General features: G+C 72.8%; 11 protein-coding genes and 1 pseudogene. 5 read left to right on the top strand and 7 right to left on the bottom strand.

What is annotated here, in order from left to right:
• Positions 1-29 precede the first annotated feature (29 nt).
• Both P2L57_RS11165 and P2L57_RS11160 read right to left on the bottom strand, forming a co-directional pair.
• Entirely contained in the window at positions 30-1,961 is a 1,932-nt protein-coding gene (locus P2L57_RS11165; RefSeq protein ID WP_372515683.1) for an N-acetylmuramoyl-L-alanine amidase, read from the bottom strand.
• A gap of 319 nt (positions 1,962-2,280) precedes the next feature.
• On the bottom strand, positions 2,281-3,432 hold the full coding sequence (locus tag P2L57_RS11160; protein WP_275812095.1) for an aminoglycoside phosphotransferase family protein: 1,152 nt from the start codon (positions 3,430-3,432) through the stop codon (positions 2,281-2,283).
• Positions 3,433-3,883: 451 nt separating this feature from the next.
• Here P2L57_RS11160 and P2L57_RS11155 point away from each other — a divergent pair, with 451 nt between their 5' ends.
• Positions 3,884-5,368: a DNA-binding protein NsdB gene (locus P2L57_RS11155; protein ID WP_275812093.1), complete on the top strand. Its 1,485-nt coding sequence runs from the start codon at positions 3,884-3,886 to the stop codon at positions 5,366-5,368.
• A 128-nt stretch (positions 5,369-5,496) separates the two neighbouring features.
• Here P2L57_RS11155 and P2L57_RS11150 read toward each other — a convergent pair whose 3' ends face one another.
• Positions 5,497-6,954, bottom strand: a complete 1,458-nt coding sequence (locus tag P2L57_RS11150) for a PP2C family protein-serine/threonine phosphatase (RefSeq protein ID WP_275812091.1) — start codon at positions 6,952-6,954, stop codon at positions 5,497-5,499.
• A gap of 365 nt (positions 6,955-7,319) precedes the next feature.
• Here P2L57_RS11150 and P2L57_RS11145 point away from each other — a divergent pair, with 365 nt between their 5' ends.
• From P2L57_RS11145 to P2L57_RS11130, 4 genes and pseudogenes are all read left to right on the top strand, one after another.
• Positions 7,320-8,750, top strand: coding sequence for a HEAT repeat domain-containing protein (locus P2L57_RS11145; protein ID WP_275812088.1), 1,431 nt, complete (start codon positions 7,320-7,322; stop codon positions 8,748-8,750).
• A 408-nt stretch (positions 8,751-9,158) separates the two neighbouring features.
• Positions 9,159-10,313, top strand: coding sequence for a glycosyltransferase family 4 protein (locus P2L57_RS11140; RefSeq protein ID WP_275812084.1), 1,155 nt, complete (start codon positions 9,159-9,161; stop codon positions 10,311-10,313).
• 44 nt (positions 10,314-10,357) lie between these two features.
• Positions 10,358-11,539 carry a glycosyltransferase gene (locus P2L57_RS11135; RefSeq protein ID WP_275812901.1) on the top strand — a complete coding sequence of 394 codons (1,182 nt, stop codon included), beginning with the start codon at positions 10,358-10,360 and terminating at the stop codon, positions 11,537-11,539.
• Positions 11,536-12,414, top strand: a pseudogene (locus tag P2L57_RS11130) (SGNH/GDSL hydrolase family protein); the annotation flags it as partial. The gene P2L57_RS11135 and the pseudogene P2L57_RS11130, both read left to right, overlap by 4 nt.
• Here P2L57_RS11130 and P2L57_RS11125 read toward each other — a convergent pair.
• From P2L57_RS11125 to P2L57_RS11110, 4 genes are read right to left on the bottom strand one after another with little or no spacing between them, the layout of a single operon-like run.
• Positions 12,309-13,286, bottom strand: coding sequence for a 5-oxoprolinase subunit C family protein (locus tag P2L57_RS11125; protein WP_275812081.1), 978 nt, complete (start codon positions 13,284-13,286; stop codon positions 12,309-12,311). The pseudogene P2L57_RS11130 and the gene P2L57_RS11125 overlap by 106 nt on opposite strands.
• Positions 13,283-13,909, bottom strand: a complete 627-nt coding sequence (locus P2L57_RS11120; RefSeq protein WP_275812078.1) for a 5-oxoprolinase subunit B family protein — start codon at positions 13,907-13,909, stop codon at positions 13,283-13,285. Before P2L57_RS11120 ends, P2L57_RS11125 begins: the two co-directional genes overlap by 4 nt.
• Entirely contained in the window at positions 13,906-14,667 is a 762-nt protein-coding gene (locus tag P2L57_RS11115) for a LamB/YcsF family protein (protein WP_275812075.1), read from the bottom strand. The genes P2L57_RS11120 and P2L57_RS11115 overlap by 4 nt, the downstream gene beginning before the upstream one ends.
• Entirely contained in the window at positions 14,664-15,365 is a 702-nt protein-coding gene (locus tag P2L57_RS11110; protein WP_275812072.1) for a GntR family transcriptional regulator, read from the bottom strand. Before P2L57_RS11110 ends, P2L57_RS11115 begins: the two co-directional genes overlap by 4 nt.
• Positions 15,366-15,495: the final 130 nt, after the last annotated feature.

The following is a 15,495-nucleotide window of genomic DNA, read 5'->3' as shown; positions in this document are numbered from 1 at the left end:
CGCGGGCGCCACTGCCGTACCGGGTCGTATCAGCCGTCCGACGCCGGATGGACGAGCACGTCATCCGCCAGGACGTAGGCCACCCGGTGGCCGAACTGGATCTCGTAGTAGAAACCCTTGCCGCGCACCCAGGTCTGCTTCGAACGGTCGAAGCTCGGCGAGTAGAAGTACTCACCGCTGGTCCAGTCGCCGATCGCGTACCGCTGCCCCGCGGGCAGCACGTACTGCAGCGGGACGATCTGCTGGACGGGGACACCCGGCGGGTACGCGGCCGGCTCCGGGTAGGCCCGGCCGTACACCGGGATCGAGGCGCGACCGGGCTTCGGGGTGATCACCCAGCCGCGCCGGTTCACCGCCGTCGGGTCGCTCGACGGGTTGTGGAACCACGCCTTCTGGCCGAGGTACCAGATCGCCGTCCAGTCGCCGCGCCGGTCGGCCACCGCGTACTGCTGACCGGTGGATGCGCGGGCGCCCGTGTCGTTGACGCCGGTGGTCGAGTCACCCGTCGGGTGCAGGCCGATGTCCTTGACCAGCGGGGCGCTCTCACTCGGCGCGGTGTACAGCCGGACCGCCTCGGAACCGTGCGGTACGCAGGGCAGGCCCTTCGCCAGGCAGTCCGTGTAGACCGGCTGGTTGTTCTCGTACGACGGGGCGATCATCACCAGTCCGCCGGGCGGCCCGGGCGACGCGCGGAACGGTGCCCCCATCAGCTCGAAGTAGTGCGCCCAGTCCCAGTACGGCCCAGGATCGGTGTGCATGCCCGCGACGGTGGACGGCGTGGTGCCCGGCACGTTGTCATGGCCCAGGATGTGCTGGCGGTCCAGCGGAATGCGGTACTTGTGTGCCAGATACCGCACCAGGCGCGCCGAGGTGCGGTACATCGCCTCGGTGTACCAGGCGTCGGGGTCGGCGAGGAAGCCCTCGTGCTCCACCCCGATCGACTTGGAGTTGACGTACCAGTTGCCCGCGTGCCAGCCCACGTCCTTGCTGCGCATGTGCTCCGCGATATGGCCGTCGGAGGAGCGCACGGTGTAGTGCCAGCCCAGGTACTTGGGGTCCTGCACCAGCTTGAGCGTGGCGTCCCAGGTGCCCTCGGTGTCATGGATGACGATGTAGTCGACCGAGGCGTCCTGTGGCCGGTTCGTCAGATCGTGGTTGCCGTAGTCGTTGGAGGCCGGGCCGTACCTGGTGTAAGGGGCCGGGATCCACTCGCAGGCGACCAGGCGGGGGCACTCGGTTTGCCTGGCGTCCGCGGTGCGCAGGCCCAGCCTGGCCGTCTGCGCCGGATCGGGCTTGACCCCGGGCTGGGCGGGCAGCGTGATGTGCTGGCCGCTGTCGGTGGTGCGCGATGCGCCGTCGTGGATGGTCTGGTACACGTCGGTCGCGAAGTTCGTGGCGGTGGCCGTGTCGTCCGCACCCGAGTAGCGGGCCACGGCACCGAACCAGGCCGCCGGATCGCTGCTCAGTGGCTGGCCGAGCGCCTTCTGGTAGGCCGCCAGGAGCGCGGCGCCACCGGCGACGTTGGCCGCGGGGTTGGTCCGCAGCCGCTGACTGGTCAGGCCGGTCAGCTGGGCCGCCTGGTCGGTGGTCTTCAACGACACTGGCATCGTATGGTCCTGAGGAACCGTCACCGCGCCAGGAGTCGGCCGGGACCGGGAGGGGTCGCCGCGTGTGTCGCCCACCGCGTCACCGTCCGTCCGGTACCGGGACTGGGCGATGGCGGTACGAGCGTCGGTCAGGTGCATGGGACCGTAGCCGCCGCTGACGCTGGGCCGCCCGGCATGGCTGTCCCAGCGCGACTCCAGGTAGGAGACGCCGAGCAGGACGCTCTGTGGCACGTGGTAGCGCTGCGCCGCCTGACCGAAGGCCTGCTGGAGTGCGTCCGGGTGCGGTGGGGCGGCGGCGTCGACCGGCGGGGCGGCGGAGAGCACCGGGAGCAGTGCGACGGCGGCGGTGGCCACGGCCCGTAGCGCAGGTCTGTGGCCGCGTCTTCTGGGGTGCGGGGGTTCGGGGCCTCGCAAAGCAGCCTCCTCGGTCTGGGCGTCCCGTGCGGGGCGGAACCCCAGGCGTACCGGCTGTCTGATGGTCAGTCAACCATCCATGCCGTCCGGTTTCGCGGGGGTTCCGGGGGTTGTCCCCCGGGAGATGCAGCACACGTCAATGCCCGTGCCGGGGGCTTCCCAGCACGGGCATTCACGCCTGCACGGCTTCAGCGGACCAGACCTTCGGCGCCCGGAATTTGGCTCCCCGGATGACGCCGTCCAGGTGACGTCGGATGGCTCAGCGGGTGCCCACGGCCGCCCGCACCGCGCGGCGCGCCATTCCGCAGTCGTCGTGCAGACGGCGCAGCAGCAGCCGCTGTTCCTCACCCGCTTCGGCCGCGCCCGGGGTGGCCGGGCCGGTGCCGTGCATGGGGCGCTGTACGGCTGTCTCGTAGGTGCGGATCTCCCGCGTCAGCACCAGCATCAGATTCACCAGGAAGGCGTCCCGCCAGGCGGGTCCCGGGGACTGCGCGAGCTGGCTGATGTGACGCCTGGTCACCGGGTCGTCGCCGAGTACGGACCACAGCACCGCCAGGTCATACCCCGGCAGGTACCAGCCCGCGTGCTCCCAGTCCACCAGGACAGGGCCGGTGGGCGAGAGCAGCATATTGGAGAGCAGGGCGTCGCCATGGCAGAACTGCCAGGGACCGTGGCCGCCGAAGTCGCGGGCCAGGCCACGCAGCAGCTTCTGCAGGTCGCCCAGGTCGCGGTCGGTGAGCAGCCCCAGCTCATGGAAGCGGGCGAGTCGGGTCGCGTACTCAAGGGGGCGCTTGAATGCGTCGGCGGGCGGCTGCCATTGGTTGATCCGGCAGATGGCGCCGAGCGCGGCTCGTATGTCGGCGCGCGGCGGGGCTTCCACGGGATGCCGCTGGATCGCCGCCACCCGCCCCGGCAAGCGCTCCATCACCAGCGTGCAGCTCTCCGGGTCCGCCGCGACCAGACGCGGCACCCGGGCCGGAGGACGGTGCCGGACGAAGGTCCGGTATGCCGCTATTTCCTGCCTGAACTGCTTCTCCCATACGGGTGAGTGGTCCAGCAGGCACTTGGCGACGGCGGGGCTGCGTCCTGCCGTGCCCACGAGGAGCACGGTACGGCTGGTGCGCCGCATCACCTGCGCCGGGGAGAACTCCGGACAGATCCGCTGGACGGAGGCGATCGCCGACCGCAGCGGCGCCCCCTGGGGGCCCGTCACATCGAGCCTCCCGCTCAGCGGATGGGAGGCGCCGGCCGGGACGCCGCGCGGCCGCCCGGCGCCACGGCCCGCCGCGGCCGCGTACGAGGGGTCCAGGAACGGCTCGGCGGAGGCGGCCCGGGGGCGCGCCACGAGGCCTGGCCCGCGCGGGGCGAGTGGCCGGGGTGGGGCGGACACGGAGGACGATGCTGAGTACATGGGGTGGTAACAGATCCCTTCGTGTGCCTGGGGAATGCTTCTGGCTCGTTCAGGGGTGGCACTCACCGGTCCGGCGGGGTCCCCAACCGGCCTCCGCACCCTGGGGGAATGCGGCTGCCGGGCGCCTGCTCGGCTTCCGGACCCGGGTGTCAGGGCGGACCCTGATACCTCGGTACCTCGGATGCGTACCTGGACGCACACCGAGGATGCGGGGATGCGGAGACACCTTCACCCCATACCGCAGGGCACCCCATACCTCAGGGACTACAGGCAGGGATTACAGGTACCTCCGTCACCCGGGCTCCGGATGGGCCGGGGAGGCGCGTTCCTACAGCACACCCATCCGCGGGTGGCAGACCATGTGGCGGACCCTGGCGGACCCTGGCGAATGCTCGCGACCCGTTCGGTCGGCCACTACTGTCAACTGTGCCGAGGAACCTGGGGGCTTGACGTGATCAAGGAAGCCAACACCCGGCTCGCGGATCTGTTCGGACTCACCGGATGGTCCAAGGGCGAGCTCGCGAGGATGGTCAACAGGCAGGCGGCCGCGATGGGCCACCCGCAGCTGTCGACGGACACCTCTCGTGTGCGCCGGTGGATCGAGACCGGTGAGACGCCGCGCGATCCGGTGCCGAAAGTGTTGGCCGCCTTGTTCACCGAGCGCCTCGGCCGTGTCGTGACCATCGAGGATCTCGGGTTCGACCGGCATCGGCGTACGGGAAAGAAGCAGGCCGTCGAAAGCCTGCCGTGGCCACCGGAGCGAACCGCAGAGGTCCTCACCGAATTCACGGGAATGGACCTTATGCTCAACCGACGCGGTTTGGTGGGCGCGGGCGCCGCGCTTGCCGCTGGTTCCGCACTCAGTAGCGCCATGTACGAGTGGCTGCACACCGACCCTGCCCTCTCAGCCGACGCCCCCGTAGTCGACGACCCCCTGCACTCCGCCCAGGCCACCACCGCGGGCTATGACCGCTACGAGGCGGCACCCGTGGGCTCCGAGGAGATCGAGGCGCTGGAGCGCTCCGTCGAGGTGTTCCGCGCCTGGGACGCCTCCCGCGGCGGAGGCCTGCAACGCAAGGCGGTCGTCGGGCAGCTCAACGAAGTGGGGGGCATGCTCTCCTACCGGCATCCCGCTCATCTGCAACGGCGGTTGTGGGGAGTCGCGGCGAACCTCGCGTGCCTCGCCGGATGGATGTCACACGACGTGGGTCTGGAGCCCACCGCCCAGAAGTACTTCGTGATCGCCGCACACGCCGCACGCGAAGGCGGCGACCGGCCCCGGGCGGGTGAGGCGATGTCCCGCGCCGCCCGCCAGATGGTTCATCTGGGCCGCCCCGACGACGCGTTGGACCTGATGAAACTCGCGCAGTCCGGCTCGGGCGAGCAGGCCCTGCCCCGCACCCGCGCCATGCTGCAGACCATCGAGGCCTGGGCACTGGCCTCCAAAGGACGCGGCCAGGCGATGCGCCGCACCCTGGGCCAGGCGGAGGATCTCTTCGTCTCCGACAAGGACGATGTGCCGCCGCCCTGCTGGATGCAGAACTTCGACGAGGCCGATCTGCACGGCATGCAGGCACTGGCGTTCCGCACCCTCGCCGAGCATGATCCGTCGGCCGCGCTGCCCGCGCAGCACCATGCACAGCAGGCACTGGAGTTGCGCTGCGCGGGACATGAACGGTCGCGGATCTTCGACTACATCTCGATGGCATCGGCATGCTTCATCGCCGACGATCCCGAACAGGCCGACCGGTACGCACGGTTGGCCCTGCTGAGCATCGGCCAGACCTCGTCCCATCGCACCTGGGACCGGTTGCGTGAGATGTACCGGCTGACCGGGCGTTATGCCGAGTTCCAGAGCATCCAGGATCTGCGTGATGAGATCCGTACGGTCCTGCCGAAGAAGTCCGGGCCGAAGAGCGGCACCGCAAGCGTGTAGGGCCGTTCGGACGGGCGTAGCCGGGCCCGCCGCCGACCAATGCCGACAGGGGCGGCTATGGGATCCACCGTTGCGTTACGAGCCTATGGACACCAGCTCCAGGGGGCGCCTCGGGCGCCCGACCAGAGCTACGAGATCCGGGCGACCAGCACGCAGGCGTCGTGCTCGCGCTCGGGGCTGCCGAGTTGTTCGACGACCGCACGCACACACTCCTGGGCGCTACGCGCCTGGGCGAACCGCGGCCCGAGGTCCAGCAGTTGGGGTGCGGCGGCGGCTTCCGCCGTCCGGTGCGGGGCGAGCCCGTCCGTGTGCAGTACCAGCAGGTCGCCAGGGAGGAGGTACTCCGTGCGCTGGCCGTACGCGGCGCCGGAGGTCGCGCCGAGCAACATGCCCTCCGGTGCCGCCAGGCAGCGCCCCGTCCCGTCGCGGAACAGCAGCGGGGCGGGGTGCCCGGCCTGGGCCCAGGTCAGGGTGCGCCGCTGTCCGTCGTAGCGGCAGCACAGTGCGCTGCCCAGCGCCGGCTGGGCCGAACGGTCCACCAGTTCGTTGAGCCGCGCCAGCAACTCGCCCGGCTCCAGGCCGACAAGCGCCATTCCGCGCACCGCGCCGAGCAGCATCGCCATACCGGAAGTCGCCGCGACACCATGGCCGGTGAGGTCGCCCACCGTCAACAGCGTGTTGCCGTCGGAGAGTTCCATCGCGTCGTACCAGTCCCCGCCGATCAGTGCGCTGCTGCCGGACGGCAGGTAGTACGCGGCGAGGTCCAGCGCGGGCGTGTCGCCATCGGGCGGGAACCGCAGGGAGCCGCGCCACGGCGGAAGCACGGCTTCCTGCAGTTCGACCGCCAGCCGGTGCTCGGTCTGCGCCACCTCTCGCTGGCGTTGCAGCGAGTCACGGGTCTCGCGCAACGCCCGCTGGCTGCGGCGTAGTTCGCTGACGTCCCGTAGCACCGCCCACATCGAGGCGGTGGAGCCGTCGGCATCGAGCACCGGCTCGCCCACCATGTGCACCGAGCGAACCGAGCCGTCCGGGCGCACGATGCGGAACTCGCCGTTGATCGGCTTGCCGTCCACCAGGCAGCCGGTCACCATCGCGGTGAGGGTCTGCTGGTCCTGTGCGAACAGCCAGGACGGAAGTTCGTCGAGGGTCAGCGGACCATCCGTCTTCGTCCTGCCGAAGATTCCGTACAAGTCGTCGGACCAGGTCACCTGGTCGGTCAGTAGGTCCCACTCCGCGCTGCCCGCCCGGCCGAGGTCGCGCACCTCGTGGTGGGCGGGCGGCGGTTGCTCGCCGGGAACGGGCGGCGCGGCCGTCGGGTAGGCGGCCCCGGCCGCGCCGCCGTCTTCCTCCCGCAGTCCCTCCTTGAGCTGGCCCAAGTGCTCGCCGAGGTCGTCGAGGTGGTGCATCGCGAGATCGCACAGCGCGCGCTGCCAGCGGCTCTGCGCGTCATCGTCGTCAAGGCCGGGTTCGCGGCGCACGGCGTCGACCTGGCCGCGCAACTGACGCGCCTGGGAGATGAGCGCGTCAAGGGTGCCGGGGTCCGGCAACGGTGCTGCGGCGTGGTCCGCATGCAGATGGGACGGCATGACTGTCTCCGAACGTACTCAGATACAGACGTCAGCTGCGGGCGCGAGGCGGCGTGAGAGCTTCAGATCGGCCCAAAGGGTCAGTGACGACTGTTGCACAGCGAGCGATCGTCCGTAAGGGTTTCCGCAATACCCGATCCGGTGGTGCTTCTGGCATATCCCAGTGGCGAACGGGACGTTCCCGGTCAGCGGGGTGCACCGGGTCGCCTCGGAACTGCACACTCCGGGTAAGCTGCGGCGCTTGTACCCGTGCGCGATCCGTACCTCGGTCCAGGCATAGCGCCTGCGTTCAGCGGTAAGGATGCCGGGCACCAACGGCGGAAATCCCGTTGCCACCGTAACCCTCCGTACCGGATGCTGACCTCATGTTCGACCCCGACATAGCGCCCAGCGGCACCCTTCTCGGCCTCCTCCAGCGAGGGCGTGGAGACGGGACCCTGCATGCCCTCGCGGAGCAGCGCGGCGAGGCCCTCGCCGCGCTGGAGCAGTGTGTCCTCAGCGACCCCCGCCGCGACTGGCAGGTCGAGTCACGCTCGCTGTACTACGCGCGCCTGTACTCGGAGCTCGAAGGCGGGCTCGACGGGATCGAGCAGCACCTCTTCCACCCGGACGACCTCCTCGACACCGAGGAGCAGCGCACCGGGCTCGCCCTGTCGGTCCTCGGCCACCTCGCCGGGTACGGACGCCGTGACGCGCTGCGACTGCTGCGCGACTACGCGGCCCGTGGCGCCAACTGGAACTGGGCGCTGGACGAGCTCGCGCTGCGGGACGACGACGCGGGCCTGACCGCGCTGGCCCCGGCCATCCTGGAGCGCTTCCCACGCGGTGCGGAGGGCGACGCGTCGCTTGCCCGCGCCCTGCGCGAGGCCTATGAGCCCCGGCCCTGGCGGCTGTGGGCGGAGGACCGGGTGCACGGGGAGCGGGTGCGGGCGGCCCAGGAACAGGGGTCCTTCGACCGCTGGCAGCGCCAACTGCGCCCGGCCGGGCCCGCGCCCGGCTGGAGCGTGCGGGACGTACTGGAGTGGGCCCAGCAGGGGCTCGACGGATACCCCGTGCAACACCGGGACGCGCCCGCCGCCCGCTGCCTGGCCGCCGTCGCCGGTCCGGAACACCGCCCCGAGCTGCTGGACGCCGCCCGCCGGGGTCCGCAGGCGGCCCGCGCCGCCGCCCTGCGCCATCTGGCCGACCGGCAGGACCCCGATGTCCTCGCCCTGATAGAAGCCGCCGCCGCCGACCCCTCACCGGTCGTCTCACGTGCCGCGCTGGAGTCCTTCAGCCGTATGCGCAGCGTCGCCGGTGTCGACCAGGCCCGCCGCTGGGCCGCCCGTGACGACGAACTGGGCGCGGCTGCCGCCCGGATGCTCTCCGTGCTCGGCGGGTCCGAAGACGCCGCACGCGTGCTCGCCGCCCTGCGGCGGGTGGTGCGGACCTCGGGCGCCGCCGCCGAGGGACTGGCCGTGCTGGTGGAGGGCGCGGGACGGCTCGCCATCGAGTGCGCGGCCCCCGTGGTGCGCCACGTCTACCGGGAAACCCCGTCCTCGCATCTGCGCGGCTGCGCGGCCCGGACGCTGGCGGTCATCGACCCGTCGTTCGCCGACGGGTTCGCCATCGAGTGTCTGTGGGACTGCGAGGAGTCCACCCGTGAACTCGCCGCGCGGCATGCCGCCACCGGTGACGTCCGGGTGCTCGCCCAGCTGCGGCGCCTGGCGGCGGACCCGGCCGAGGAGGCCGATGTGCAGACGGCGGTCCGCGGCAGGCTCAGCACGGCGGCCGCGCCTTCCGTCCGCCAGCGCTAGCGTCCCCGGCGGTTCCAGCGGTTTTCACCGGTTTGTGGTGGGTTCGACACCGCGGGTCCACGTCGTTGTGGTTCCTCGCCGTCGCGGCGGGATGCGGTCATCACCGCGACGGCGAAGCGCGCCGTGGGGCAGCCGGTTCGGCACGGCTGATCCACGTCTGTCGCGGTTGTCCGCCGCGACGGCCTGGAGCTTTCGCCGTCGTGCACGACCGCCCGGACCGGCGGCCATGGGACGGTCGCCACCTGCCTCGCCCCGGCGGTCAAGATCCGCCGGAAAGGAGTCAATGGGTGGGTTCGGAGTGTGCCTGGTGGTCAAGGTCGGGGCCGGAGGCCAGAAGCTCACGGAACGTTTCCCGGGGGGAAAGATCGACGTGGCCGCGCCCTTTCCGCGGCCGCCGACAACCGCAGTATGCGAGTCGCCCTCGTCACCGAATCCTTCCCGCCCGATGTCAACGGCGTCGCCCACTGCGCGCTGCGGACCGCTGAGCACCTGGCCGCGCGCGGCCACGCCCCGCTGGTCATTGCCCCGACCGCTCCTGCCCGCGACCGGGCGGCCGAGGCGGACGCCGCCGCGCCCTGCCCGGTCGTGCGTGTCCCGTCCCTTCCGCTGCCCGGCTACCGACAGGTGCGGGTGGCCCTTCCCGGCCGTCGCGTGGCGGCCGCCATCGCCGCTCACCGCGCCGACCTCGTCCATCTGGCCAGCCCGTTCGTCATCGGGGCGCACGGCGTGGCCGGTGCCGCCCGACTGGGCCTGCCCTGCGTCGCGGTCTACCAGACCGATCTGGGCGGGTACGCCCGGGCGTACCTCGGCATCGGCGAGAACGCGGCCTGGCACCGGCTGCGCACCCTGCACACCGCCGCCGACCGCACCCTCGCGCCCTCCACCGCCTCCGCCGCCGACCTGGAACGCCACGGCATCCCGCGGGTCCACCTGTGGCCGCGCGGGGTGGACGCGGTGCGCTTCCACCCCGCGCACCGAGACGCGGCGCTGCGCCAGGAGCTCGCGCCCGGCGGTGAGGTGCTGGTCGGCTACGTCGGCCGTCTCGCGCCGGAGAAGCGGGTGGAACTGCTCGCCGGGGTGGCCGAGCTGCCGGGAGTGCGGCTGGTCGTCGTCGGCGACGGGCCGAGCGCCGCGAACCTGCGCGCCGCCCTGCCCTCGGCCGTCTTCCTGGGCCGCCGTACCGGGGGCGAACTCGCGAGCATCTACGCCTCGTTGGACGTCTTCGCGCACACCGGACCGATGGAGACGTTCTGCCAGACCGTGCAGGAGGCGATGGCCAGCGGGATACCGGTGGTCGCTCCGGCGGCGGGCGGCCCGCTGGATCTGGTGAGCCCGGGCCGCACCGGCCTGCTGGTCCCGCCCGACGATCCCGACGCGCTACGGGACGCGGTGCGGCGGCTCGCCACCACGCCGCGGTTGCGCGCCGCGTACGGCCTGGCCGGCCGTGCGGCTGTCGAGGGCCGCTCCTGGGCGGCCGTCGGCGATCTGCTGATCGGCCACTACGAAGAGGTGCTCGCCGAGCGGCGCTCCCGCAAGACCACGGCTTCGGAGGTGGCGGCGTGAGCGGGTACCCGCCGCACGAGCGCGGCAGCGAGCGGGAGGCCGCGATGGGCCACCGGCGCGAGCGCGGTGGACTGCGCATCGTCCGCCTGGCCAACTTCGTCACACCGGTCTCCGGGGGCTTGCGCACCGCGCTGCGGCACCTCGGTGCCGGATATCTGGCGGCCGGGCATGAACCGGTGCTGATCGTGCCGGGCCCGGGGTACCGCGATGAGCGCACCGAGCAGGGCCGGGTGATCACGCTGCCGGGCCCGGTGGTCCCGGGCTCCGGCGGCTACCGGGTGCTGGTCGACCGCCGGGCGGTGGCACGCCAGCTGACCGCGCTGCGCCCGGACCGCCTTGAGGTCTCCGACCGTACGACGCTGCGCTGGACCGGTGCCTGGGCCAGGCGGCGGCGGGTGCCCGCCGTGATGGTGTCGCACGAGAGCGCCGACGGGGTGCTGCGCATGTGGGGGCTGCCGGAGTCGGTCGCACGCGGCGCCGCGGACCGGCTCAACTCCCGTACCGCGCACTCCTTTTCCCGGGTGGTGTGCACAACCGCGTGGGCGGCCGCCGAGTTCGACCGGATCGGCGCCCGCAACGTGGTGCACGCGCCGCTCGGAGTGGACCTGGACGCGTGCCATCCGGCGGCGGCCGGCGAGCGGACCCGTGCCCAGTACGCCTGGCCCGAGCAGGTGCTGCTCGCGATGTGTGTCCGGCTGTCGGTGGAGAAGCGGCCCGGGCGGGCGCTGGACGCGCTCGCCGCGCTGCGGGCGCGCGGGACGCATGCCGTGCTGGTGATCGCGGGGGACGGGCCGCTGCGCGGTCAACTCGAACAGCGGGCCCGCCGGGAGGAGCTTCCGGTGCGGTTCCTCGGGCATGTCGCGCAGAAGGACACCCTGTACGGGCTGATGGCCGGCGCGGACGTGGTGCTCGCGCCCGGTCCCGTGGAGACCTTCGGGCTCGCCGCGTTGGAGGCGCTGGCCTGCGGTACGCCGGTGGTGGTCAGCGAGTCCTCGGCGCTGCCCGCGGTGGTCGGGTCGGCGGGCCGGGCGGCTCGGGACGACGGTGCGGCCTTCGCCGACGCGGTCGGCGAACTGCTGGCGGTACCCGAGGCGCGGCGCAGGGCGGCGGCCCGGGCCCGTGCGGAGCGCTTCGGCTGGCCCGCCGCCGTGGCGGCCTTCCTGGCCGCGCACGACGCCGAGCATGACGCCGTCCCGGTCGAGGTGGAACGGGAGAAGGCGATATGAAGGCAAGCCAAGAGGCGCCGGAGGGGGCCGTACGGTTCGTGGCGCTGGGTGACTCGCTCACCGAGGGGCTCGGGGATCCGGTGCCCGGCGGCTGGCGGGGCTGGGCCGCGCTGCTGGCCGACGGCATGGCCGAGGCACCGGACCGGATCCGGTTCCTCAACTGTGCGCGCAGCGGCGCCCTGACCGTCGATGTGGGGACCAGCCAGCTCGCCGAGGCCAGGGCGTTCCGGCCGGATGTGGCCGCGGTGGTCGCGGGGGCCAATGACACCCTGCGCGGCTCCTTCGACATCGACGTGGTCACCGCGCGACTGGACGCGACGCTGGGCGGATTGTCCGCCGACGGCGTGACGCTGCTGACGGCGTGCCTGCCCGACCCGGGGCAGATGCTCGGGCTGCCGTGGCCGCTGGCCCGGCCGCTGGGGCGCCGGATGCGGGCGGTCAACCATGTCGTCCACGTGCTGTCGGAGCGGTACGAGGCGGTGCATCTGCACGCCGCGGACCATCCGTGGGCCGCCGACCGCGCCTCCTGGAGCGTTGACCGGCTGCACCCCAGTGAGGTGGGGCACCGTCTGCTGGCGTACGAGTTCCATGCGCTGCTCGCCGCGCGCGGGCTGGCGGTTGGCGAGCCGCCGCGTACCACCCCGGACGGTCCGCCGCCGAGCCGGGCGGCGAGCGCCTGGTGGATGGCGACCCGCGGCACCGGCTGGGTGGTGGACCGGTGTTCTGATCTGCTGCCCGATCTGCTGCGGCTCGCGGCGGCGGAGTGCCGTCACCGGGCCGCGGGCTCCTGCGCCGCGCTGGAGGAGACGGCGCACCGATCCGCGGTCGCGGCGGTGGCCGCACTGTCGCAGGCGCGGCACCAGTTCCCGGCGGCGGCACCCTCGCTGCCCAGCGGAACGAATCGCACCGGCATCCCCGGCGCCGCCTGCGCCGCCGAGGCCAGGCTGGCCTCGGGGACCACACCGATGACCGGGTAGCCGCCGGTCGTCGGATGGTCGGCGAGGAAGATCACCGGGCAGCCGTCCGGTGGTACCTGTATCGCGCCCAACACCATTCCCTCGCTGGGGAGTTCGCCGCCCCTGGCGCGCGGGAGCGCGGGCCCGTCGGTGCGCAGGCCGATCCGGTTGCTCGCCGGGCTCACGGTGTACGCGCCTGCCGCGAGGGTGCGCAGGGCGTCCGGGGCGAACCAGTCCGTGCGTGGTCCGGGGATCACCGGAACCACGAGTTCCGTTGGCGGTCCCGGCATGGGCACGGTGTCCACCGCTGCCGGATCGCCGTACCGGGCGCCGACCGGCAGCCGGTCGCCGTCCCGCAGTGGAGCCGGGCCGAGGCCGGAGAGCAGATCGGCGGACCGGCTGCCGAGCACCGGCGCACTCGCCACGCCACCGGCGATCGCCAGATAGGCGCGCACCCCGGCGGTGACCCGGCCGAGTTCGAGTACCGCTCCCGGGGGTACGTACACCGGCGCCCCCCAGCCCGTCGGGCGGCCGTCGACCCACACCGGACAGGGCGCGCCGGTGACCGCCGCGACCAGCGGGCAACCGGCCCGTACCGCACAGCCGTTGACGGTGGTCTCCAGTGTCGCGGCGTCCGCCGGATTGCCGACCAGCCGGTTGGCGGTCCGGTGCGCGGGGCCGTCGAGGGCGCCCGCGCGGGCCACTCCGAGATGAGCGTGTCCGGGCCGCCCCAGGTCCTGCACGGTGGTCAGCGCCCCGGCACGCACCACGTCCAGATACCGCCCGGTCATGACGGCACTCGGGTCAGACGCACCTGGACGCCGGGGGTGAGCAGGGCGGCGGGTTCCCGGGCCGGGTCCCACAGTGCGGCGTCGGTGGAGCCGATGATCTGCCAGCCGCCGGGGGAGGAGCGCGGATAGACGCCCGCGTACCGTCCGGCCAGTCCGACGGATCCGGCCGGGACGCTGGTACGGGGGGTGGCCCGGCGAGGCGTGTGGTACCGGGCGGGCAGGCCGCTCAAGTACCCGAAACCGGGGGCGAATCCGGTGAAGGCGACCCGGAACGCGACGGTGTCGAGCACCTGCGGCAGGGCGTCGGGCGACACCCGCCACAGGGCGGCGACCTCGGCCAGATCGGGCCCGTCGTAGCGGACCGGGATCTCCACCACCGTGCCGTCGCGCGGCGGCAGCGGCGGGATCGCCGCGTGCGTCAACTCCTCGGCGAGGGCGCGCGGATCGTCCAGCCCGTCCAGCAGAACGGTTCGCGCGCCGGGGACGATCTCGCGGACCGGCGGTAGCTCTCCAGCCGCCCGGCGGCGCAGCACCTCGGCGTGGAACGCCTCGGTCGCCTCCTCGGTGGCGAGTTCGACGAGCAGGGCATGCGCACCGACCAGCAGCGGGCGCGGCGCGCTCATGCGAAGGGTCCCAACTCGACGCCTGCTGCCAGCAGTTCGCCTCTGACCCGGTCCGCCAGCGCGGCAGCCCCCGGTGTGTCGCCGTGCAGGCACAGCGAGCGCGCCCGGACCGCGACCGGCTCGCCGCTGACCGACCGCACCGATCCGTCGCGGGCGATGCGCAGCGAACGCTCGATGACGGTCTCGGGGTCCAGCAGGACGGCGCCCGGCTCACGGCGTGGGACCAGCGTGCCGAGCCCGGTGTACGCGCGGTCGGCGAAGGCCTCGGGGACGGCGTCCAGCCCGGCCCGCCGCGCCGCGGCCAGCAGTCGGGAGCCGGGCAGCCCCAGCACCGGGAGCCTGCCCGCGAGCATGACGCCCTCGACCACGGCGGCGGCCTGCTCCTCGTCGGTCACCGTGCGGTTGTAGAGCGCGCCGTGCGGTTTGACGTACGCCACGCGGGCCCCGGCGGCGCGGGCGAAGACGTCCAACGCGCCGATCTGGTAGGCGACTTCGGCGGCCAGCTCATCCGGTGGGACATCCATGGCACGCCGCCCGAAGCCGGCCAGATCGCGGTAGGAGACCTGGGCTCCGATCCGCACCCCGCGCTCGGCGGCGATCGCGCACACCCGGCGCATGGTGGCCGGATCGCCCGCGTGGTAGCCGCAGGCGATGTTGGCGCTGGTGACGGTGGACAGCAGCGCCTCGTCGTCGGTCAGCGGCCAGCGTCCGAAGCCCTCGCCCAGGTCGGCGTTGAGATCGATGACGGGGGTGGTCATTCGGTCTCCTGATGCTGTCGCATGCGCGCCACGATCAGCGCCTGTGCGTCGTCGAGGTAGCGGATCAGTTCCGCCTCGGCTCGGCCGGTCCGGCCGTCGACGAGCAGTTCGGCGATCTCCCGGTTGCGGCGCAGGAAGGGTTCATGGAGTGCGCGTGGATCGGCCATCACGGCGAACGCCAGCCGCAGTTCGGCGAGCAGGCCCGCCAGGTAGGCGTCGATCCGTTCGCTGCCGGTGAGGCCGCCGATCGCGCGGTGGAACCGCAGGTCGGCGTCGGCCACCGCGGCCCAGTCGCCGTCCCGTGCGGCCGACTCGCCTGCCGCCACGGCCTCCGAGACGGCCGCCAGTCGGCTGGATCCGGTCGCGGCCCGTAGACCTGCGGTCTCCAGGGCGCGGCGGGTGACGTAGATGTCGGCGACGTCGGCGGGGCCGAGGCTGCGGACGAAGACGCCGCGGTTCATCTCGTGGACCACCAGGCGCTCATGGGCCAGGACCCGGAAGGCCTCGCGCAGGGTGTTGCGGGAGACCCCGAGCGCACCGCCGAGCGCCTCCTCGGACAGCCGGGTGCCGGAGCGCAGCGCACCCGCCGCGATCCGGCCGCGCAGCACATCGGCGACCTTTTGCACGGTACTGGACCGGCCGAGGAGCAGCCGGTCGGCGGCGAACTCCCCGAGCAGATCAGGGGATGTGCTGTCCATGGTGTCCCTTCCACGGTGTTTTGCGGCGAGTTGCTGCACCTTTTGCGAGGTATGCCGCGGAGCCCTCAGTCAACAGTGCTCGCCGCCGATGCCGCCCATGGGCGGCGGAATCACAGCGGTTCATATCGTG

The organism is Streptantibioticus ferralitis (assembly GCF_029223525.1).
Lineage (GTDB): Bacteria > Actinomycetota > Actinomycetes > Streptomycetales > Streptomycetaceae > Streptantibioticus_A > Streptantibioticus_A ferralitis.
The sequence above is the reverse complement of the archived record's forward strand: the minus strand, read 5'-3'. Positions and strand labels throughout refer to the sequence as shown.

Coding starts and splice junctions, on each gene's coding strand:
- P2L57_RS11140 (WP_275812084.1), top strand. CDS start 9,159: ATGCGAGTCGCCCTCGTCACCGAATCCTTCCCGCCCGATGTCAACGGC.
- P2L57_RS11150 (WP_275812091.1), bottom strand. CDS start 6,954: ATGCCGTCCCATCTGCATGCGGACCACGCCGCAGCACCGTTGCCGGAC.
- P2L57_RS11110 (WP_275812072.1), bottom strand. CDS start 15,365: ATGGACAGCACATCCCCTGATCTGCTCGGGGAGTTCGCCGCCGACCGG.
- P2L57_RS11125 (WP_275812081.1), bottom strand. CDS start 13,286: ATGACCGGGCGGTATCTGGACGTGGTGCGTGCCGGGGCGCTGACCACC.
- P2L57_RS11120 (WP_275812078.1), bottom strand. CDS start 13,909: ATGAGCGCGCCGCGCCCGCTGCTGGTCGGTGCGCATGCCCTGCTCGTC.
- P2L57_RS11135 (WP_275812901.1), top strand. CDS start 10,358: ATGGGCCACCGGCGCGAGCGCGGTGGACTGCGCATCGTCCGCCTGGCC.
- P2L57_RS11160 (WP_275812095.1), bottom strand. CDS start 3,432: ATGTACTCAGCATCGTCCTCCGTGTCCGCCCCACCCCGGCCACTCGCC.
- P2L57_RS11145 (WP_275812088.1), top strand. CDS start 7,320: ATGTTCGACCCCGACATAGCGCCCAGCGGCACCCTTCTCGGCCTCCTC.
- P2L57_RS11115 (WP_275812075.1), bottom strand. CDS start 14,667: ATGACCACCCCCGTCATCGATCTCAACGCCGACCTGGGCGAGGGCTTC.